15 protein-coding genes are annotated in these 15,626 nt (G+C 69.0%); 13 read left to right on the forward strand and 2 right to left on the reverse strand.

The features are described 5' to 3' along the window. Positions 1-75: 75 nt before the first annotated feature. Entirely contained in the window at positions 76-762 is a 687-nt protein-coding gene (locus tag N802_RS15045) for an alpha/beta fold hydrolase (protein WP_035917850.1), read from the reverse strand. Between the two features lie 97 nt (positions 763-859). On the opposite strand from N802_RS15045, the gene N802_RS15050 reads away from it, so the two are divergent. The 13 genes from N802_RS15050 (at position 860) to N802_RS15110 (ending at position 14,734) form a co-directional block, all read left to right on the forward strand. Next, complete coding sequence (locus tag N802_RS15050) at positions 860-1,861, forward strand: helix-turn-helix transcriptional regulator (protein ID WP_035917947.1); 1,002 nt, start codon at positions 860-862, stop codon at positions 1,859-1,861. A gap of 116 nt (positions 1,862-1,977) precedes the next feature. Next, positions 1,978-4,296 carry a transglycosylase domain-containing protein gene (locus tag N802_RS15055; RefSeq protein ID WP_084072259.1) on the forward strand — a complete coding sequence of 773 codons (2,319 nt, stop codon included), beginning with the start codon at positions 1,978-1,980 and terminating at the stop codon, positions 4,294-4,296. Positions 4,297-4,358: 62 nt separating this feature from the next. After that, positions 4,359-5,591, forward strand: a complete 1,233-nt coding sequence (locus N802_RS15060) for a hypothetical protein (protein ID WP_052110012.1) — start codon at positions 4,359-4,361, stop codon at positions 5,589-5,591. Between the two features lie 139 nt (positions 5,592-5,730). Then, entirely contained in the window at positions 5,731-6,018 is a 288-nt protein-coding gene (rpsF, locus tag N802_RS15065) for a 30S ribosomal protein S6 (RefSeq protein WP_035917852.1), read from the forward strand. A gap of 102 nt (positions 6,019-6,120) precedes the next feature. After that, the gene (locus N802_RS15070) at positions 6,121-6,738 is read left to right on the forward strand and encodes a single-stranded DNA-binding protein (protein ID WP_035917853.1); all 618 of its coding nucleotides are present in this window, start codon (positions 6,121-6,123) and stop codon (positions 6,736-6,738) included. A gap of 167 nt (positions 6,739-6,905) precedes the next feature. Beyond that, positions 6,906-7,142: a 30S ribosomal protein S18 gene (gene rpsR / locus N802_RS15075; protein ID WP_035904052.1), complete on the forward strand. Its 237-nt coding sequence runs from the start codon at positions 6,906-6,908 to the stop codon at positions 7,140-7,142. 32 nt (positions 7,143-7,174) lie between these two features. Continuing rightward, positions 7,175-7,621: a 50S ribosomal protein L9 gene (rplI, locus tag N802_RS15080; RefSeq protein ID WP_035917855.1), complete on the forward strand. Its 447-nt coding sequence runs from the start codon at positions 7,175-7,177 to the stop codon at positions 7,619-7,621. Positions 7,622-7,868: 247 nt separating this feature from the next. Then, complete coding sequence (locus N802_RS15085; protein ID WP_169743444.1) at positions 7,869-9,014, forward strand: MFS transporter; 1,146 nt, start codon at positions 7,869-7,871, stop codon at positions 9,012-9,014. 77 nt (positions 9,015-9,091) lie between these two features. Then, entirely contained in the window at positions 9,092-9,466 is a 375-nt protein-coding gene (locus N802_RS15090) for a DUF2784 domain-containing protein (protein WP_035917856.1), read from the forward strand. 10 nt (positions 9,467-9,476) lie between these two features. Continuing rightward, positions 9,477-10,865, forward strand: a complete 1,389-nt coding sequence (gene radA / locus N802_RS15095; RefSeq protein WP_035917858.1) for a DNA repair protein RadA — start codon at positions 9,477-9,479, stop codon at positions 10,863-10,865. A gap of 249 nt (positions 10,866-11,114) precedes the next feature. Then, the gene (gene disA, locus N802_RS15100; RefSeq protein ID WP_245613958.1) at positions 11,115-12,167 is read left to right on the forward strand and encodes a DNA integrity scanning diadenylate cyclase DisA; all 1,053 of its coding nucleotides are present in this window, start codon (positions 11,115-11,117) and stop codon (positions 12,165-12,167) included. An 18-nt stretch (positions 12,168-12,185) separates the two neighbouring features. Further along, positions 12,186-13,103: an HhH-GPD family protein gene (locus N802_RS15105; RefSeq protein ID WP_035917861.1), complete on the forward strand. Its 918-nt coding sequence runs from the start codon at positions 12,186-12,188 to the stop codon at positions 13,101-13,103. Next, on the forward strand, positions 13,100-14,734 hold the full coding sequence (locus N802_RS15110) for an MFS transporter (RefSeq protein ID WP_035917863.1): 1,635 nt from the start codon (positions 13,100-13,102) through the stop codon (positions 14,732-14,734). The genes N802_RS15105 and N802_RS15110 overlap by 4 nt, the downstream gene beginning before the upstream one ends. Before the next feature lie 3 nt (positions 14,735-14,737). On the opposite strand, the gene N802_RS15115 is transcribed toward N802_RS15110, so the two are convergent. Further along, the gene (locus N802_RS15115; protein WP_156971442.1) at positions 14,738-15,196 is read right to left on the reverse strand and encodes a hypothetical protein; all 459 of its coding nucleotides are present in this window, start codon (positions 15,194-15,196) and stop codon (positions 14,738-14,740) included. Positions 15,197-15,626 lie beyond the last annotated feature (430 nt).

Here is a 15,626-nt window from a genome sequence, read left to right on the forward strand (position 1 = left end):
TTGACGACTTACAACCCTGGGATGTCTAACCGAGGAATTCGGTGAGATCGGGACGCTGCTGGGGTGCCCGGGGGATCAGTCGCCCGAGGGTGCGGCGGCGAGGATCTCGGCGAGGCGTCGCGGCTGCGTCACCATCGGCCAGTGCCCCGAGTCGATGTCCACAAGGTCGAGTTCGGCGATCTTCGCCAGTTCGGGGAGGTCGCCCCCGTCGATCCATTCCCGGGCCTCGGCCGGCGAGAACTCCGGGCACACGAGAACGGCCGGCACGGCATACCGGCGTTCGTCCCTGAGGTGGACCGTCGCGCGCACCACGCCCTCCGGCACCGCGACCGCCTCTGCGGCGAACCGTTCCTTGGCCGCGTCGTCGAGGTCTGCGGAGTCGGGGCCTTCGAACGGCTCCCACCCCGGGAACGGCAGCACGCCGTCGACCACCTCGAGCGACCCGAAGTACGTCTCGCCGTCCGCGGCCGGCCAGCCGCCGACGAACACGACCGACGCCAGCTTCTCCGGCCGTGCGTCCGCTGCGAGCCAGGCGAGTGACGCGGCCGCCGAATGGCCGACGACCGACACCGGCCCGGGAGCGGCGTCCACGGTCGCGAGGACAGCGGCCACCTGCTCCTCAAGGGTCGCCGTCACCGCGCCGTCCCCCTGGCCGGGCAGCGTCACCGCGACCCCTTCGTGCCCGAGGCCCGCGAGTTCAGTCGCGACTGCCTCCCAGGCCGAGCCGGTGAGCCAGAGTCCGCCGATGAGGACGATGTGCATGCGTGCGCTCCTTGTGTCGTGGTCGAGTCACTCACGGTAGAGCCCATTGCGGACGAACGACTTCCGGTATGCCGTCCGCTCTGGAATGTTGGTCGGCATGCCTTCCGATGCGGTCGGGTCCAGCGAGGTGAGCCCCACGGCTCGGGCGCTGCTGACCCTCGAGATCCTGCAGAACCGTCCCGGCGTGACGGCCGCCGAACTGTCACGGCGGCTGGGCGTGAGCGAGCGGGCGTCGCGGAGGCACATCGCGATCCTGCGGGAAGCCGGCATCCCCGTGGTGTCGACCCGCGGGCCACACGGCGGCTATGCCCTCGGTCGCGGGGCGGCACTCGCACCGGTGGTCTTCACCGAGACCGAAGCGCTCAGCCTCGTCATGGCCGTCATCGACAGCCACCCGAGCGCGGCGACTCCGACGGACGACGACGCCGACACGGTGGGCACGGCGCTCGACAAGGTCGTCAGGGCCCTTCCTCGCGCGGCAGCGCGGCAGGCGGCTGCGCTGCGCGAACACGCCTCGGCCACACCGGATCGCCGTGCCAGCCGTCCCGACCCGCGCACGACGAGCGCGCTCGTCGCGGCCAGTGCCGCCCGACGGCGGGTGCGCATCACCTATGCGAGCGAGTCGGGATCCACGTGGCAGGACACCACCGACCCGTGGTCCGTCGTCGTGCGCCACAGTCGCTGGTACCTCCTGTGCCACTCACACCGCGCGGACGCCGTGCGCACCTATCGCATCGACCGCATCGTCGACGTGGTCGAGCTCGACGGGGGCTTCGAGCCGCCGCCGGCCCTCGACCCGGTCGCCTCCCTCGAGGAGCATCTCGGGATCGGGTGGGAGTTCGAGACGCGCGTCGTGTTCCAGGTGCCGCAGGAGGAGGCGCAGCGGTGGGTGCACCCGGCCATGGGACGGCTCGAACGGCATACGGAAGGGTGTGTGCTCGTCGGGAGCACGAGCAACCCGTCCATGTATGTCCGTGAGTGGCTCGCGCGCATCCCGCTCCCGTTCCGCGTGGAGGGCGGATCCGAGCTCCGAGCGGCCGTGCGCGAGGTGGCCGATCAGCTCGTCAGGGGCGCCTCCGAGGGGGCTTCCGGAACGTGACCTGAGACGTTCCTGAATGTGACACACAGGTTTGGGGCGTCATACTGGGTGAGGCGTCCCCTGCCCCATGGGTGGTCTGCGCCCTCATTCAGAACGTCGGCAAACGAAAGTCATCCATGAGCATCCAACCCCGCACGCGCGCCGAGGCTCGTCGCCTCCAGGCAGCCCAGCCGGGTCGACGGCCCGAGGGGCCGCCGGCTCGTCGTGCTGGTGGTCAACCCCCACGTGGTCCTGCAGGCCGCCGGGGTGGATCCTGGCCGCGCCGGATCCTCTATGCCCTGATCGGCTTCTTCCTCCTGGGCGTCCTCGGCCTCGGGGTCGCCTATGCCATGACCGACGTTCCCAAGGCCAACGAGTCGGCGACCGGCCAGACCAACGTCATCTACTTCGCCGACGGCAAGAACGAGATCGCCCGCATCTCCGACTACAACCGTGAGCCGGTGAAGTTGGAGCAGGTGCCGCTCCACGTGCAGCGCGCGCTGCTCGCCGGAGAGGACCGCAAGTTCTACAGCAACCGTGGCATCTCACCGACGGGTATCGCCCGTGCGGTGTGGGTCGCGGTCAAGGGTGGCGAAGCGACCCAGGGTGGCTCGACGATCACCCAGCAGTACGTCAAGAACTACTTCCTCAGCCAGGACCGCACGCTGTCGCGCAAGGCCAAGGAAATCCTCATCGCGGTGAAGATCGACGGCCAGCAGTCCAAGGACGAGATCCTCCAGAACTACCTCAACACGATCTACTTCGGGCGCGGTGCCTACGGCATCCAGACCGCGTCCAAGGCCTACTTCGGCAAGGACGTCTCCCAGCTCACTGCTGCCGAGGGTGCCTTCCTGGCGTCGGCCATTCGCGGCCCCGACTTCTACGACCCGCGCCTGGGTGAGGAACAGCGGAGCAATGCCGAGACGCGCTCCGGGATCATCCTCGACGCGATGGTGCGCGAGGGCTGGCTGACCCCGGAGGAGCGCGCCGCGGCGACGTTCCCGACCGACAAACAGTTCGTGCCCTATCGGCCACCGACGGCCAAGGGGCCCAACGGCCACCTGGTCCAACTCGTCAAGAGAGAACTGGCCAGCAAGCTCAAGCTCACCGAGGGGGACATCTCCAAGGGTGGGCTGCGGATCGTCACGACGATCGACAAGAAGAAGCAGGACGCAGCCCTCAAGGCCATTGACGCCCGCATCCCCGAGTCCGAGAAGGACCTCCACGTCGGTCTCGCCTCGATCAAGCCGGGCGACGGCGCCGTGCAGGCTCTCTATGGCGGTGCCGACTACGCCAAGCGCCAACAGAACTCCGCGACTCAGGACACGATGCAGGCAGGGTCGACCTTCAAGATCTTCGCCCTCATCGCCGCCCTCGAGAGCAAGAAGCTCAGCATCCGCAACACCTTCGATGGCAGCAGCCCGCAGTACTTCGAGGAGTTCGAGAACCCCGCCGGTGAGACCGACTTCAACAAGCGCGGCGGTGTCAAGAACTTCAACGACAACGACTACGGCCGGATCACTGTCCCCAAGGCGACGGCCGACTCGGTGAACACCGTCTACGCCCAGCTCAATGTCATTGCCGGACCCGAGAACACGGCCGACGCAGCGAAGCGCGCCGGTGTCACGGCCAAGCTCAGCCCGAACTACGCCAACGTGCTGGGGACCGACAACGTCAAGGTCATCGACATGGCCAACGCCTACGCCACGCTCGCGGCCAAGGGCATGAAGGCGTCGCCGTACTTCCTCAAGAGCGTGACGTCGACCGACGGCGCCCTCGACTACAAGGCCAAGATCCAGGTCAAGCGCGCCTTCGACGCCAAGCTCGTCTCGGACGTCGTCTACAGCATGCAGCAGGTCATCGAGGGCGGCAGTGGTGAGTACGCCGGCGAGCGCCTCAACCGTGATGCCGCCGGCAAGACGGGCACGTCGAGCGACAACTACTCGGCGTGGTTCGACGGGTTCACCCCTCAGCTCGCGACCGCGGTGGGCATGTACAAGGGTGACGGCTCCATGAAGGAGGCCAACCAGATGGACGACGTCGAGGGCTGGGGCGCCATCACCGGTAGCACGATCCCGCTGCGCATCTGGACCGACTACATGCGGACCGCCGTCGAGGGCATGGAGCGACTGAAGTTCCCCGAGCCGGCATACATCAACAAGGGTGTCGCGCCGAAGCCGAAGCCGCAGCCGGAGCGCACCCGGGAGCCCGAGCGCACCCGTGAGCCCGAGCGCACCCGCGAGCCCGAGCCCACCAGGACCGAGCGGCCGACGGAGACGCCCAAGCCCAGCAAGACCGAGCGGCCGACCAAGCCGCCGAAGCCGTCCACCCGGCCTCCGAGGCCCACGATCACCTTCCCGTTCCCCGAACCCACAACACCGCCACCCGGTGACGGCGACGGTGGAGGCCGTGGCGGTGGCGGTGGCGGTGGCGGTGGCGGCGGCGGCAACGGCTGACCGTGACGGCTGCCGGTCCTCGCCGCGCTGGTCGCGGTGGGACCGCGGCGGCCTTAGCACCGGTGGCGCTCCTCGCAGCGCTGCCGGTGCTCGCCGCTGTCTGGAAGCAGGGCCCCTGCCTCGATGAGGGCTGGGGAGGGAGGGAGCCCTTCTGGAGGGTCTGCTACTCCGACCTCGCGGTCGGCGTGCAGACGTCGGGAGCAGATGCGGGTCTCCTCGCCTATCTCTCCGGTGACGTGCCTCTCGACCAGCCACCCCTGAGCGGTGCGCTCGTCGCCCTCATCGCGGGGTTCGCGCCGGGCGACGGGATTCTCGCCGCACAGCGGTGGGTCCTCGGCGTGTGGGCGGTGCTCGCGGTCGTCGCCCTCGTCGCCATGGCCTGGTGGGTGCGGCCGACCGGTCGCCATCGAGGTGGCGATCCCCTCCAGGTCGCCCTCGCGCCCGTGGCAGCACTGACTCTCCTGCTCTCGCCGGACCTGCTGGGCGTGGCGCTCGCCACGGCCGGGCTCTGGGCGTGGAGCCGCCGACATCCTCTGGCGGCGGGAATGCTGCTCGGTGCCGGCTTCATGGCCCGCACCTATCCGGCTCTGCTCCTCGTTGTCGTGGCTCTCCATGCGTGGCGGGCCGGGCGCGAGCGTGAACTGCTGCGCGTCGGCGGTGGAGCCCTGGCGGCCGTTGCGGTGGTCGGCCTCCCGCTGCTCCTGACGTCGCCGGAGACTCTCACTCGCTCGTGGTCGGGGTGGCTCGACATGCCCGCCGGCCTCGGCTCGGTCTGGTACATCCCGACGCTCGCCGGCCACGCGTGGTCCCCGTCGATTCTCACGGTGCTGTCCGTCCTCGGTGTCGCGGTGGCCATCGCGCTCGCGGCCCTGCTCGTCCTCGGGTCGCCGATGTCCCCCCGGCTGGGTGCCGTGGCGTTGCTGGCCGTCGCCGTCGTCCTCGTCACCGGCAAGGCCTTCCCGGTCCAGTCGTCGCTGTGGCTCGTGCCGCTCGTGGCCTATGCGGGTCTGCGTTGGCGCGACCACCTCGTGTGGGGGCTGGCCGAGGCAGTGCACTTCCTTGCGGTGTGGCTCTATCTCGGCGGGCTCCAGGACGCCAACCGGTCCCTGCCGGAGAGCTGGTATGCCGTCGCCCTCCTCGCGCGCGTCGGTGCCGTGGTCTTCCTCGCCGTCCGCGCTTGGCAGGTCGCCACGACCTTCCCGCCGGAAGTGGGTTTCGCGCCGGATCCGCGACCAAGCGAAGGGAGAAGTTCCGAAGCACAGTCGCCTGCCGCGGAGCACCCGTCGCCGATTTAGCCCGTATGCCGTCCAGCCGGTACCCTTGCCGGGTTGCCCTGCGCCCTGTGGACAACTCCACGGCGGTGTCGGCAGCAGTGCATACCCTCCTGTCACGGAGAGACCGTGACCGTTCAGACCGAAGGAGGCGGGTTAACGCATGCGCCAGTACGAACTCATGGTCATCCTCGACCCGGAACTCGACGACCGCACGGTTCAGCCGTCGCTCGACAAGTTCCTCACCGTGATCACCAAGGACGGTGGCACCGTCGACAACGTCGACATCTGGGGCCGCCGTCGCCTGGCCTACGAGATCAAGAAGAAGGCCGAGGGCATCTACGCCGTCGTCAACTTCACCTCGGAGCCGGCCACCGCCAAGGAGCTGGACCGCCAGCTCGGGCTCAACGAGTCGATCATGCGGACGAAGCTCCTTCGTCCCGGCGTCTGATCGCACTCCACCGCAGGACCCAGCGATTCATCGCTGACCCAGCCGTACGGCATACCCAAGAATCCGTCGCAACTGCACACCAGACCAAAGGGGATCTGATCCATGGCAGGCGAGACCGTCATCACGATCGTCGGGAACCTCACCGGTGACCCCGAGCTGCGCTTCACTCCGTCCGGCGCTGCCGTCGCGAACTTCACCGTGGCCTCCACGCCGCGCACGTTCGACCGGCAGTCCAACGAGTGGAAGGACGGCGAGACGCTGTTCATGCGCTGCTCGGTCTGGCGTGACGCGGCGGAGAACGTCGCCGAGTCCCTCCAGCGGGGCACGCGCGTCATCGTCACCGGCCGTCTGAAGTCTCGTTCGTACGAGACCAAGGAGGGCGAGAAGCGCACCGTCATCGAGATGGACGTCGACGAAGTCGGCCCCTCGATGAAGTACGCAACTGCCAAGGTCAACAAGACCTCGCGCGGTGGCGGCGGCGGCTTCGGTGGCGAGCAGGGTGGCGGCTTCGGCGGCCAGCAGGACCCGTGGGCGACCGGTGGCTCCGCACCTCAGGGTGGGGCGCCGCAGGGTGGCCAGCCTTCACAGGGTCAGGGCGGCCAGAGCGGTCAGGGCGGCTGGAACCAGCCGCAGGGCGGTCAGCAGCAGGGTCAGGCACCGCAGCAGGGCGGCCAGGGAGGCTGGGGCAACGCCCCGGCCTACGACGAGCCCCCCTTCTGAGCTGTTCAGGTTCGGCTCCTGAGCGCCGTTCGCCACAGCGCGAACGTTCCGGTCGTCGCCGAACCGTCGTGGACCCTACCCGGGGCCCACACCTCTCAAAGATTCACACCATCCCTGGGAGACCAGGGCTCATCCGCTGAAGCACTCAGCAGAAGGAGAGCACCACGATGGCCAAGCCAGTTGTGCGCAAGCCCAAGAAGAAGGCCAACCCGCTCAAGGCGGCGAAGGTCGAGAACATCGACTACAAGGACACTGCGCTGCTGCGCAAGTTCATCTCCGACCGCGGCAAGATCCGCGCTCGTCGGGTGACCGGCGTGTCCGTCCAGGAGCAGCGTCTGATCGCCAACGCGGTCAAGAACGCCCGTGAGATGGCGCTCCTTCCCTACTCCAGCTCGTCCCGCTGACGCGCGACCACAGCACCAGAAGGAGAGCTGAAATGAAGGTCATTCTCACGCACGAGGTCAGCAACCTCGGCACCGCCGGTGACGTCGTCGACGTCAAGGACGGCTACGCCCGCAACTTCCTCTTCCGCCGCGGTCTCGCGACGGCGTGGACCAAGGGCGGCCAGAAGCAGGTCGACTCCCTCGCCAAGGGCCGTGAGGTTCGCGAGGTCAAGTCGCTCGAGGAGGCCCAGTCGATCAAGGGCAACCTCGAGTCCAAGGCCGTGACGGTTCCGGCGCACGCCGGCAAGGAGGGTCGCCTCTTCGGCGCCGTCTCCACCGCGGACATCGCCGCGGCCGTCAAGGACGCCATCGGCACCGAGCTCGACAAGCGCAAGATCGAGGTTCCGTCCCCGATCAAGACCACGGGTGCCCACGAGGCTCTCGTCCGTCTGCACCCCGAGGTGCAGGCCAAGGTCACGCTCAACGTCGTCGCCGGCTGACGCAGCCCGACGAACACCGAGCACCGACAGCGCCCGGTTTCCCTTCGGGGGAGCCGGGCGCTGTCGCATCCCCCGCCCCAACTTTTGCTCCCCATGACGGAACCTGTCGCCGCCGGAGGCTTCATTACCCTCCGGACCCCTCATCAACCCTCCGACGGGTCTGGCCGAACCGGGCCTCGGCCCATACGTCGTGTCGGCCGTGACGCCTAGGGTTCCCGTCGTGCCACCCTCGATGACCCTGAACGCGATGACCCTGACTCGTCCGGCCCACGTGCTCCACGCGGTCGTGGCGGTGCGGGTGGTCAACCGCCTGGGTGGGTTCGGCATGAGCTTCCTCGGGCTCCGACTGGCTCGCGATCTCGGCATGTCGCTCAGCGCCGTGGGCGTGGTGCTGGCGGTGTTCGGCACCTGCACCATCCCCAGCCGGATCCTGGGGGGCATCCTCGCGACGCGGATCGGGGCGCGCTGGACGATCGCCGCCGGCCTCCTCGCCTGCGCTGCCGCGTTGTTCGCCATCGCGCTCGGCGACAGCATCCCCGTCGTCGTCGCCGCGGTGCTCTCACTGGGACTCGCCTACGAGCTCGTCGAACCCGCCACGCAGGCAGTCATCGCCGAATCCATCGATCCCACGAGGCAGGCATCGGCGTTCGCCCTGCTCTGGTCGACCCTGTCGGTCGCGGGGGTCGTCTCCGGACTGCTCGCCGCGCTGCTGGGTCGGTGGGGCGTCTCGGCGATCTTCCTCTGCGATGCCGTGTCGAGTGCGATCGCAGCGGTGGCTGCCCTTCTGTTGCTACCCGCCGCGAGGGGCGAGCGGCACCCGTCCCCGTGGCGGTCGGCCGTCACCCCGCGGCTGCTCGCCTGGACGGGCGTCGGAACTCTCTACGCCACACTCGTCATGGTCATCGTCTTCATGCTCCCGCTGGCGGTCGACCGCGCTGGTCACTCGACCTCGACGACGGGATGGGTGCTTGCGGTGGCGGCCGCCGCTGCCATCGCGGCTCAACGTGTGCTCGCCCGGATCGAACTCCGTATGCCGTCCGCTCACCTTCTCGTCATCGGTCACCTGATGCTCGCGGCCGGTCTCGGGCTGTGGGCCACGGGCGCCCTCGTATGGCTCGTCGTCGGCGCGGTGCTGGAGGGTGCCAGCGGGGCGTTCCTGCTCGGGACCTATCAAGCGACGGCGGCGCGCATGGGCGGGCCCGGCCTCGGAGCGGCCGTCATGACGGTCTTCGGGCTCTCGTGGGGGGTGGCCACCGTCGTCGCCCCACTCGTCGGCGCCCCACTCCTGGGCCAGGGGGCGTCCACGCTGTGGCTCGCGTGTGCCGCAACATCCCTCGCCCTGGCCATCGTCCATGGCGGGAGGGCAACGCTGACCCCCACCAGTCGAAAGTAGACAAAGTCCCGCCAACCCACCCCGGACGCGGGACTTTGTCTACTCTCGACGGCTCGGGACAGGCGGACAATGAGGTCATGGCCTGGCAGGCGGTGCTCGCGGACGCGGTGATGCTCGTGCACTTCGCGTTCCTGCTCTTCGTGGTTCTCGGTGGGTTCCTCGCGTGGCGCTGGCCGAAGCTCATCTGGGTGCATGTCCCGGCTGCGGTCTGGGGTTTCGCGACGGTGGCGTTCTCGATCAGGTGCCCGCTCACCGACGTCGAGGAGTGGGCCCGGGAGCGCGCGGGCGAGGAGGCTCTGGCGGGCACCGGGTTCATCGACCACTACATCGAGGGCGTCCTCTATCCCGAGCGCTACACAGCAGTGCTCCAACTGCTCGCGGCAGCCTCGGTGATCGTGTCGTGGGCCGGCTTCGCGTGGCGTCACCGAGGTCGTGTCACCACCCTCGCCTAGGTTGGGCGCCATGGCAGCGAAAGGGAACCGGCCGGCATACCGGTGTTCGGAATGCGGCTGGACCACCGTCAAATGGGTCGGTCGCTGCGGCGAGTGCCAGGCCTGGGGGTCGGTGACCGAGGTCGGTGCCGTGGCGGCGCGCACGACCGCCGTCAAGAGCGTCGCGCGACCGGCGCTGCCCATCGGCGAGGTCGACCTGACGCGGGCCGAGGCGCGGGGGACCGGCGTCCCCGAATTCGACCGGGTGCTGGGCGGCGGGCTGGTGCGTGGTGCCGTCGTTCTCGTCGCGGGTGAGCCCGGCATCGGCAAGTCCACGCTGCTGCTCGATGTCGCCGGACGCGCGGCGCGCGGGGGAGAGCCGGGGCACGAGCGCCGGGTCCTCTATGTCAGTGGCGAGGAGTCGGCCGCGCAGGTGCGGAGCCGGGCGGAGCGGATCGAGGCCATGGCGCGCACGCTCTTCCTCGCCTCCGAGACCGACCTCGCGACGGTGCTCGGGCAGGTCGAGCAGGTCGAACCCGAGTTGCTCATCGTCGACTCCGTCCAGACGATCAGCAGCGCCGAGGTGGAGGGCGCAGCCGGCAACGTCTCGCAAGTGCGCGAGGTCGCCGCGAGCATCATCGCCACTGCCAAGTCCAGGGGCATCGCCACGTTGCTCGTCGGACACGTCACCAAGGACGGCTCCATCGCCGGCCCGCGTGTGCTCGAGCACCTCGTCGACGTCGTCGTCCAGTTCGAGGGCGACCGCCACAGCCGCCTTCGTCTGGTGCGCGCGGTGAAGAACCGCTACGGCCCCACCGACGAGGTCGGCTGCTTCGACCTCTCCGACGTGGGCATCACCGGGCTGGCCGATCCGAGCGGACTCTTCCTGTCCAACCGCACGGCCGCCGTCCCCGGCACCTGCGTCACGGTCACCCTCGAGGGGCGACGGCCGCTGGTCACCGAGGTCCAGGCGCTCGTCGACCAGAGCGAGGTGCCCAACCCGAGGCGTGCCACGAGCGGTCTCGACTCCGCCCGGGTCGGCATGATCCTCGCGGTTCTCGGCACAAGGGCCCGCGCACCCATCGGCCGCAAGGATGTCTTCGCCTCGACAGTCGGAGGAGTACGCATCACCGAGCCGGCCGCCGACCTCGCCATCACCCTGGCGCTGGCCAGCGCCATCAACGACCAGCCACTCCCCGAAGGCACGGTGGCATTCGGCGAGGTCGGGTTGGCGGGCGAGTTGCGGCCGGTCACGGGTGCCCATCGCCGACTCGCGGAGGCCTCGCGGCTGGGTTTCACGACTGCGATCGTCCCGCCAGGCGTCGTGGGCGGCGGCCCGGTGCCCGACGGTCTCCGCGTCATCGAGGTGTCCTCGGTGCTCGAGGCCGTCCAGGTCTCAGCCGGGGTCGCCGCACACTGAGCAGGTTCGTCATTGCGCGCTCGAGCGAGCCAAGAGTTGGCCAGCACTACCTCCGTGGGTGCATCGCTCGCGAACTCTTGGCTCGCTCGACGTCGGGGCTTCGCGGATGCGTGGATGATCGCACCGGGCTGACCCTTCACGCGCCGCACGCCGCACCGTCGCGGCTAGACTCGCATTCGGGTCGGGGTACCTGACCTGCAACGACATGAAGGGATGCATGTGGCCACGCCGCTGCACGAGGACGAACTGATGCGGACGACCCTCGCGGCCGTCGCGCCCGGGACCGAACTGCGCGACGGACTCGAACGCATCCTGCGAGGTCGCACCGGAGCCCTCATCGTCCTGGGGACGGACCGGGTCATCGACCAGATCGCGACAGGAGGCTTCCCGCTCGAGGTCGAGTTCTCCGCGACCCGGTTGCGCGAACTCGCCAAGATGGACGGCGCGATCGTCTGTGACCGCGACGTCACCAAGATCCTGCGCGCCGCAACGCAACTCGTCCCCGACGCAACGATCGAGACGAGCGAGTCGGGCACTCGTCACCGCACCGCCGAGCGTGTCGCCAAGCAGACCGGCTTCCCTGTGGTGTCCGTGAGCCAGTCGATGCGGATCGTCGCGCTCTATGTCGGCGGCAGCCGCTTTGTCCTCGAGGACTCCAGCGCCATCCTCTCGCGCGCCAACCAAGCCCTCCAGACGCTCGAGCGCTACAAGCAGCGGCTCGACGAGGTCACCGGCACCCTCTCCGCCCTCGAGATCGAGGACCTCGTCACCGTCCGTGACGTCGCCAACGTCCTCCAGCGCCTCGAGATGGTGCGCCGGATCCGCGACGAGATCGACGAATACGTCCTCCAGCTCGGCACCGACGGCCGACTCCTCAGCCTCCAGCTCGAAGAGCTCACCGCAGGCCTCTCCGACGACCTCGGCCTCGTGATCCGCGACTACCTGCACGAGTCGCGCGGCGAGCACGACCTCGGCCAGGCGATCGCCAATCTCACGGCCATCGACGCCGGCGAGATCCTCGACCCGGCCGCAGGTGCCAAGGCGCTCGGCTTCACCGTCGTCGGCGACGCCCTCGACTCCTCGGTGAGCCCGCTCGGCTACCGCCTGCTCAGCAAGGTGCCCCGCCTCCCCGGTGCCATCGTCGACCGCCTCGTCGACCACTTCGGCAGCCTCCAGAAGCTCCTCGCCGCCGGTGTGGACGACCTCATGGGGGTCGAAGGCGTCGGCGAAGGTCGGGCCCGTCTCGTCCGCGAAGGCCTGTCGCGTCTCGCGGAGAGCAGCATCCTCGAGCGCTACGTCTGACCGGTGGGGCCTGCCCTCATGGCTGACTCCGGCGTCGCCGCACTGCACCGCTCCATTCTTGAGTGGTATTCCGTGCACGCCCGTCCGCTTCCCTGGCGCGATCCGTCGTGCTCACCGTGGGGTGTGCTCCTCTCCGAGGTCATGGCACAGCAGACGCCCTTGGCCCGGGTCGAGCCGGCGTGGCGCGAATGGATCGACCGGTGGCCGACGCCAGCGGACCTCGCCGCCGCGTCACCCGCTGATGTCGTCCGGGCGTGGGGTCGGCTCGGCTACCCGCGGCGGGCGCTGCGGCTGCGCGAGGCAGCGATCGCGATCGTCGATCGACACGGAGGCGACGTGCCCCGGGACCAGGGCGAACTCAAGGCACTGCCCGGCATCGGCGACTACACCGCTGCGGCTGTGGCGGCGTTCGCGTTCGGGGATCGCTCGGTCGTCGTCGACACCAACGTGCGACGGGTCGAGGCGCGCGTCGTCACAGGTGTCGAACACGCTGCTCCATCCCTGACCCGGGCCGAGGTGGAGCTCGCAGCGGCACTCGTGCCCGAGGACGACAAGGATGCGGCGACGTGGAACGTCGCCGTCATGGAACTCGGGGCCCTCGTCTGCACGGCCCGGGCGCCACGGTGTGCGGAGTGTCCCGTCCGCGAACGGTGTGCGTGGAACGTCGGTGGGCGGCCGGCATACGACGGACCACCGCGCCGCGGGCAGAAGTGGCACGGCACGGATAGGCAGGTGCGCGGCATCATCGTTCAGACGCTGCGCGACAGCCTGGACCCGGTCGCGCGGGCCGACCTCGCATCGGGTCGTGACGCGGCACAGGTCGACCGCTGCCTGGCCGGGCTCATTGAGGACGGACTCGTCGAACCCGTTGGGGCAGAGCGCTTTTCGCTCCCGGGCCATGACCAGGACGACGCGGTCGAGGAGGTGGCCGGGTGAGCTGGCAAGACGAGCCGACCGAGCCCATTCGCCACTCGAACCCCACCGAGCCGCTGAGCCAGAGCGGCAAGGGGCCGGACGAGGGCGCACCGCCGCCGCACGACGGAGATGGGCACACGGCGCGCAAGACCCCGCCAGACCCCTATGGCGTGCGCGCTGGAGCGGGCAAGGCGTTCCGGGCCATCGGTCGCGGGACGGCAGGGGGAGCGCGGCTCGCCGGTCGCGGGAGTCGCGCAGGCGCCCAGAGGGCGCGGGCCTTCGCGCGGTCCAAGGGTGCCGACGAGAGCGGACTGGCCAGACTCGTCGAACTCCACTTCGTCAACATCTGCGGCGACGCAGCGCTGACCGTCAGCCTTGCCGGGACGATCTTCGCGATCCCGACCGACGAGGCGCGGGCCCAGGTGGCGCAGTTCCTCATCCTGACCATGGCGCCGTTCGTGCTGTTGGCGCCGTTCATCGGCCCCCTGCTCGACCGCTTCCGGCAGGGGCGGCGTTGGGCGATCGGCACGACCCTCGCGTTGCGGGCCTTCCTGTGTTGGGTGCTCGCCAGTGCCGTCGTGACCGACTCGCCGTGGCTCTTCCCCGCGGCGCTGGGGTGTCTCGTGGCGTCCAAGGCCTATGGCGTGACCCGCGCGGCCGCGATCCCGCGATTGCTGCCGGAGGGCTTCACCCTCGTCAACGCCAACTCCCGCATCGCCCTCGCGGGCGTGGCTGCGATGGCCGTCGGTGGTGGTCTGGCCGGTGCCGTGTCCCGCATCGGACCTGACTGGTCGCTGCGGTTGGCGTTCGTGTTCTATGTCGTGGGCACCATCCTTGCGATCCGTCTCCCGGCTCGCGTGGACTCCTCCGTCGGTGAGTTCGACATCGAGGACACCCATCCACTCCTGACCTCAAGCCCGGGCACCCCTCCCGACTTCGTGCCCCATTGGGACGGACATGAGAGGTCGTCGGCCGAACGTGCCCGTCCCAATGGGGCACAAAGTCGGAGCGAGGAAGCAGCGACACCGCCGCCGCGGGCCGTGCGGAGGCGACGGTTCTCTTCGGTGCTCGACCGACTGAGGGCCCGGGTGCTCGCCCTCCCGGCCACGGTTCGGGCAGCGTTGGTCACAGCGATGGGTGGGCGACTCCTCACCGGCTTCCTCACCCTGTTCATGGCCTTCCTCATGCGCGAACACCCGATCCCCGGCTACAGCGGGACGCTCGTGCTCGCGCTCGTCGTCGGTGCGGCGGGCGCCGGCAATGCGCTCGGCACGGTTGTCGGCAACGCTGCCAAACGACAGCGCCCTGACCGCATCGCTTCCGCCGCGTTCCTCGTCATCGTGGCTGCGGCGCTCGCGACCGCGCTGGCCTACTCGCTCTGGACCCTGCTCGTCCTCGGACTCGCTGCCGGACTCTGCTCCCAGGTCATCAAGCTCAGCACCGACGCGATCATCCAGCGCGACGTCGCCGAGAACGTCCGCACGCAGGTGTTCGCCTGGTCCGAGACGGTCCTCCAGACCGCGTGGGTGATCGGCGGTGGGCTCGGCATCGCTCTGCCCCTCAACCCACAACTGGGCTTCGGGGTCATCAGCGGCCTACTCGTCGCCGTCCTCCTCACGGCCGTTCAGCTCCGCCGGCGGACGGCCGCTTGATCGTCAACCTGAGGCAACTCGCCCAGCCGCCGCCTCGACGATCCTCAGCGGAATGCTCGACGGCATCTCGGGGAACTCGTCCGAACTGCGCAGAGTCGTTTGTCCATCCACCACCATGACTCCAACGGGTCCGCCAACCCCCGTCCACTGGTTCTTGTACTGCGTGCCCTTCTCGAAGCCGAACTCATGCAGGAAGAGGATGTAGTCCGTTTCGGACACGGTCGTTCCCCGATCCGTCTCGACGCCAAGTTCACGCACGTCGATTGAGGCGCCAGGGTCGTCTCCACGAAGCACCTTCGAGACCGCAAAAGACCTCACGGTGAACTGGACTCCCAACTCGGGATACTTCTCGCTCCGCACAGTCTCGATCCACGACCTCGACGTGGCCCTAGCCCGCACGACCAGTGTTGCGTCAGCGTTGACTTCATCCACGGATCGGTAGATCTTCAGCGGATCGGTCATGGAGTGGGCAGGCGGGCGGTCATCTTGGTACACCGTGGGCGACGGCGTGGTCGCTGGCCCGTCGGACGCGTCGTGGGAGCAGGCCACCGTCGCTGGAAGGACCGCGATTGTCATGAGAATTCCGAGATGGAGAACTCGCATCGGGCCCACCTCAATAGATCTGATTGATGAAGCCGACATCGCTGGACGTTGGCGAATTGATTCCACAGTCGACCCGATTCGTCACACCTTGGGTCATAATGTGCATGCCTGAGCAAGGGTAAACAACACCGGCGAGGCCGTCGCATTCCAAGAACTCACAGCCGAGGACGCGGGCGTCGAATAGCCTGAGTTAGTTATGGCAGGCTTCCACTTGAGGGAGGCCGTGGTGAAGCTGCAACCCCATGGCGCCGCATTGGCCGACTTGGGCGTGACTACGTGAAAGGCTGCA

The organism is Knoellia sinensis KCTC 19936, assembly GCF_000768705.1.
Taxonomy (GTDB): Bacteria; Actinomycetota; Actinomycetes; order Actinomycetales; family Dermatophilaceae; genus Knoellia; species Knoellia sinensis.

What these genes read in the sequence shown, in the direction of transcription:
- N802_RS15050 (WP_035917947.1), top strand. Translation starts at nt 860, where the DNA reads ATGCCTTCCGATGCGGTCGGGTCCAGCGAGGTGAGCCCCACGGCTCGG.
- rpsF (WP_035917852.1), top strand. Translation starts at nt 5,731, where the DNA reads ATGCGCCAGTACGAACTCATGGTCATCCTCGACCCGGAACTCGACGAC.
- disA (WP_245613958.1), top strand. Translation starts at nt 11,115, where the DNA reads ATGCGGACGACCCTCGCGGCCGTCGCGCCCGGGACCGAACTGCGCGAC.
- N802_RS15055 (WP_084072259.1), top strand. Translation starts at nt 1,978, where the DNA reads ATGAGCATCCAACCCCGCACGCGCGCCGAGGCTCGTCGCCTCCAGGCA.
- N802_RS15115 (WP_156971442.1), bottom strand. Translation starts at nt 15,196, where the DNA reads ATGACCGATCCGCTGAAGATCTACCGATCCGTGGATGAAGTCAACGCT.
- rpsR (WP_035904052.1), top strand. Translation starts at nt 6,906, where the DNA reads ATGGCCAAGCCAGTTGTGCGCAAGCCCAAGAAGAAGGCCAACCCGCTC.
- radA (WP_035917858.1), top strand. Translation starts at nt 9,477, where the DNA reads ATGGCAGCGAAAGGGAACCGGCCGGCATACCGGTGTTCGGAATGCGGC.
- N802_RS15045 (WP_035917850.1), bottom strand. Translation starts at nt 762, where the DNA reads ATGCACATCGTCCTCATCGGCGGACTCTGGCTCACCGGCTCGGCCTGG.
- N802_RS15085 (WP_169743444.1), top strand. Translation starts at nt 7,869, where the DNA reads ATGACCCTGACTCGTCCGGCCCACGTGCTCCACGCGGTCGTGGCGGTG.
- N802_RS15070 (WP_035917853.1), top strand. Translation starts at nt 6,121, where the DNA reads ATGGCAGGCGAGACCGTCATCACGATCGTCGGGAACCTCACCGGTGAC.
- rplI (WP_035917855.1), top strand. Translation starts at nt 7,175, where the DNA reads ATGAAGGTCATTCTCACGCACGAGGTCAGCAACCTCGGCACCGCCGGT.
- N802_RS15090 (WP_035917856.1), top strand. Translation starts at nt 9,092, where the DNA reads ATGGCCTGGCAGGCGGTGCTCGCGGACGCGGTGATGCTCGTGCACTTC.
- N802_RS15105 (WP_035917861.1), top strand. Translation starts at nt 12,186, where the DNA reads ATGGCTGACTCCGGCGTCGCCGCACTGCACCGCTCCATTCTTGAGTGG.